The organism is Streptomyces sp. (assembly GCF_050698815.1).
In the GTDB taxonomy this organism is placed as follows: Bacteria; Actinomycetota; Actinomycetes; order Streptomycetales; family Streptomycetaceae; genus Streptomyces.
The window spans coordinates 1-3,809 of sequence record NZ_JBOHCV010000272.1 but is presented as its reverse complement, the minus strand read 5'-3'; the positions used below and the strand labels follow the sequence as shown (position 1 = coordinate 3,809).

Sequence of the window (3,809 nt, the reverse complement as noted above, 5' to 3'; positions counted from 1 at the left end):
CAAGCCGGCGGCGGCGGGCGCCGACAGCCCGTACCCGTAGCGCCCCACCCCGCCACCTCCACTCACCCCCCGCACAAGCAAGGAGAAACGTGAGCGACCAGGCCGACCAGCTCAAGGCAGAGCTCCTCGAACTCGCACTGGAGGCAGCCCACCGGGCCGGCGCCCTCCTGCACGACGGGCGCCCCGCGGACCTGGGCGTCGCCGCCACCAAGTCCAGCACGGTCGACGTCGTCACCGAGATGGACCTCGCCTCCGAGAAGCTGATCACCGGCTATCTCGCCGAGCGCCGCCCTGACGACGGCTTCCTGGGGGAGGAGGGCGCCGAAACCGAGGGCAGCAGTGGCGTCCGCTGGGTCATCGACCCGCTCGACGGCACCGTGAACTACCTCTACGGGCTGCCGGGATGGGCCGTCTCCATCGCGGCCGAGTACGAGGGCGAGACCGTCGTCGGTGTCGTCGAGGCGCCGCCGCGCGGGGAAACCTTCCGTGCGGCCCTGGGCCACGGCGCCTTCCGCAACGCGCAGCCCCTCCGGTGCCGCCCCGCGCCCCCGCTCGATCAGGCCCTGGTCGGCACCGGCTTCAACTACGTGGCGGAGCGCCGCGCGGCGCAGGCCGAGGTGGCCGGGCAGCTCATTCCGCAGGTCCGCGACATCCGCCGCTCCGGCTCGGCCGCCATCGACCTGTGCGACGTGGCCGCCGGACGTATGGACGCCTTCTACGAGCGAGGTCTGCACGCCTGGGACCTGGCGGCGGGCGATCTCATCGCCCGCGAGGCGGGTGCCCGCACCGGGGGCCGGCCGGGGCGGGGACCGGACGGGGAGCTGACCCTGGCCGCGTCGCCCGGCGTCTTCGAGGTCCTCCAGCCGCTGCTGGACCGGCTGGGCGCCTGGCACGACTAGCGCCCCTCCCAGCACCAAACCCCGGGAGCACGGTGGCTCCCGGGGTCCGGTCGGTGTCGTACGGAGGTCGTGGTCCGGCGGTCAGACCGTGGCCGCACCGACCTCGACGCCGTGCTCGGCGGCGAGCCGGCGCAGATCCTCCAGCTCGGCCTGCTCGACGTCCACGAGGAAGTCGTCGCCCGACTCGCGAGCGCGGCTCAGGTCGGTTTCGGTGGTGTGTATACGCTGCAGAATTCCAGCGGTGAACGCGTCCATGGTGCGCCCCCTCGTCATGGGTCGGTGGCACGGGGGTGTGCCGAGGGCCGGTATTCCGGATCACGGCGTGCCCCCTGGCTGGACGGTCGGCTGTCGGCCCGGCTGGTCTCTCGGCCGGGGTGGCAAGCCGCCTACAGGGCGTGATCTGGGGTGTGCCCCTCGTCCTCCCCACCAGGTACCTCAGGGAAACCTCAAGTTCCCCGAAAAATTCCGCGGCCTTGATACGGGAAGGCTCCTACCGCCCACTTACCGCCGATTTACCGGGGCACGGGGCAGGATGGCAGTACCGGACACCCCCGCAGACCCATGGAAGGAAGCGCCGTGCGCGTACTCGTCGTCGAGGACGAGCAGCTGCTCGCCGATGCCGTCGCGACCGGGCTCCGCCGGGAGGCCATGGCCGTCGACGTGGTCTACGACGGCGCCGCGGCCCAGGAGCGCGTCGACATCAACGACTACGACGTCGTCGTACTCGACCGTGACCTCCCGCTCGTGCACGGCGACGACGTCTGCCGCAAGATCGTGGACCTGGGCCTGCCCACCCGGGTGCTGATGCTCACCGCCTCCGGTGACGTCAGCGACCGCGTCGAGGGACTGGAGCTGGGCGCGGACGACTATCTGCCCAAGCCGTTCGCCTTCTCCGAGCTCACCGCGCGGGTACGGGCGCTGGGGCGCCGTACCACCGCCGCGCTGCCGCCCGTCCTGGAGCGGTCCGGGATCACGCTGGACCCCAACCGCCGCGAGGTCCACCGGGACGGTGTGCGGATTCAGCTCGCGCCGAAGGAGTTCGCCGTCCTGGAGGTGCTGATGCGCGGCGAGGGGGTCGTCGTCTCCGCCGAGCAGCTGCTGGAGAAGGCGTGGGACGAGAACACCGACCCGTTCACCAACGTCGTCCGGGTCACGGTGATGACGCTGCGTCGCAAGCTGGGCGACCCTCCGGTGATCGTCACCGTTCCCGGTGCCGGATACCGGGTCTGACGGCCGATGGCAGCCTCCACGACTCCCTCCGGCCCGCCCGGACCGCCGGGCCCCTCGCGTCCGGCGCCGCAGCAGGCGCAGTCGCCGCCACCGCCCGTGGCGGCCCCGCCGAAGCCCACCTGGGATCCGCGCGACGACGTGCCCGGCGCGTTCCCCTGGCTGCGGCCCACCATCCGGATACGGCTCACCCTGCTCTACGGCGGGATGTTCCTGATCGCCGGCATGGTGCTGCTGACGATCATCTATCTGCTCGCGGCGCAGGCGCTGCACGAGGGCAGCAGGCTGCCCTTCCGTATCCTCAACGCCAACGCGCAGCTCACCTCCGACAGCTGCCCCGGGCTGACCGGGACACTGCCGAGCGCGCAGTTCATGGACCGGCTGAGCGAGTGCACCGACGCGCAGCGCGCCCTCGCCCTGGACGAGCTGCTGCAGCGCTCGCTGCTGGCGCTGCTCGGACTCGCGGTCGCCGCCTTCGCCTTCGGCTATGTGATGGCGGGCCGGGTGCTCGCGCCGCTCGGCCGGATCACCCGGACCGCGCGCCAGGTCGCGAGCTCCGATCTGCACAAGCGGATCGAGCTGGAGGGCCCGGACGACGAGCTGAAGGAGCTCTCGGACACCTTCGACGAGATGCTCGACCGGCTGGACCGCGCCTTCACCGCACAGCAACGCTTCGTCGCGAACGCCTCGCACGAGCTGCGCACGCCGCTGGCCATCAACCGCACCCTGCTGGAGGTCCAGCTCTCCGATCCGGCGGCCTCTCCCGAGCTGCAACAGCTCGGCAAGACGCTGCTGGCCACGAACGAGCGCAGCGAGCAGCTGGTGGAGGGTCTGCTGCTGCTGGCCCGCAGCGAGAACGAGATCGTCGCCCGCAAGCCCGTCGACCTGGCGGAGGTGGCCGGGCAGGCGGTGGAGCAGGTGCGGGCCGAAGCGGAGAGCAAGGGCGTCGAGCTGCGCGGAGTGCGCCGGCCCGCGTACGTACAGGGGAACGGGGTGCTGCTGGAGCGCGTCGCGCTCAACCTCGTGCAGAACGCGGTGCGCTACAACCAGCGGGAGAACGGCTGGGTGGCGGTCGGCACGGAGGCGGTGCCGGGACACGCGGTGCTGGTGGTGGAGAACACCGGTCCGGCCGTCCCGGCCTACGAGATCGACAACCTCTTCGAGCCTTTCCGGCGGCTGCGCAGCGACCGTACCGGCAGCGACAAGGGGGTCGGCCTGGGCCTGTCCATCGTGCGGTCCGTGGCACGGGCACACGGCGGCTCAGTGACGGCGGAGCCCCGGGAGACCGGTGGCCTGGTGCTGCGGGTCGTGCTCCCTGTCTGAGACCATTCGCCCGGCGAAGATCGTCGAGAGCGGCAGGGAGCCGGCGGGAGTTCGCTGTCTGCGGAATTCCCCTGCTCCCCACCTCGTCGGCTCACCCTGTGATCGATCACACATGTGGTTTTTCAGCCTTAAGCCCTTCGTGATCTCGGTACGGGAAGAATTACCGGAAACTCCAGGTTTCCGCAGGTGGAGATCATGGGCAGAACCGGGGGTGCGTGCGCGAAGCATGACCAGGGGACCGTTTAAGGTCCTCCTCGGCAGCCGACGCGATCACCTCTTCAGGGGTGCGGTTGGGTGTCGATTGAGTAACAGACCTTGATGTGAGGCAAAATCTCCGCCTCAGGTCGGGCACAAGTCCGG

Annotated in this window: 4 protein-coding genes; 3 read left to right on the top strand and 1 reads right to left on the bottom strand. The window is 70.9% G+C overall.

Annotated elements, in window-relative coordinates; translation table 11 throughout:
* The first annotated feature begins 89 nt into the window (after positions 1–89).
* Positions 90–899 carry an inositol monophosphatase family protein gene (locus ACRDP3_RS09960; RefSeq protein WP_431516507.1) on the top strand — a complete coding sequence of 270 codons (810 nt, stop codon included), beginning with the start codon at positions 90–92 and terminating at the stop codon, positions 897–899.
* 81 nt (positions 900–980) lie between these two features.
* Here ACRDP3_RS09960 and ACRDP3_RS09955 read toward each other — a convergent pair whose 3' ends face one another.
* Complete coding sequence (locus ACRDP3_RS09955; RefSeq protein ID WP_431516508.1) at positions 981–1,172, bottom strand: hypothetical protein; 192 nt, start codon at positions 1,170–1,172, stop codon at positions 981–983.
* A 303-nt stretch (positions 1,173–1,475) separates the two neighbouring features.
* Between ACRDP3_RS09955 and ACRDP3_RS09950 the strand changes: the two genes are divergently transcribed.
* A complete protein-coding gene (locus ACRDP3_RS09950) occupies positions 1,476–2,129 on the top strand; it encodes a response regulator transcription factor (protein WP_431516506.1) in 654 nt (217 codons plus the stop codon).
* 6 nt (positions 2,130–2,135) lie between these two features.
* A complete protein-coding gene (locus tag ACRDP3_RS09945; RefSeq protein ID WP_431516505.1) occupies positions 2,136–3,449 on the top strand; it encodes a sensor histidine kinase in 1,314 nt (437 codons plus the stop codon).
* The last annotated feature ends 360 nt before the right edge of the window (positions 3,450–3,809 follow it).

Coding starts and splice junctions, on each gene's coding strand:
- ACRDP3_RS09955 (WP_431516508.1), bottom strand. CDS start 1,172: ATGACGAGGGGGCGCACCATGGACGCGTTCACCGCTGGAATTCTGCAG.
- ACRDP3_RS09945 (WP_431516505.1), top strand. CDS start 2,136: ATGGCAGCCTCCACGACTCCCTCCGGCCCGCCCGGACCGCCGGGCCCC.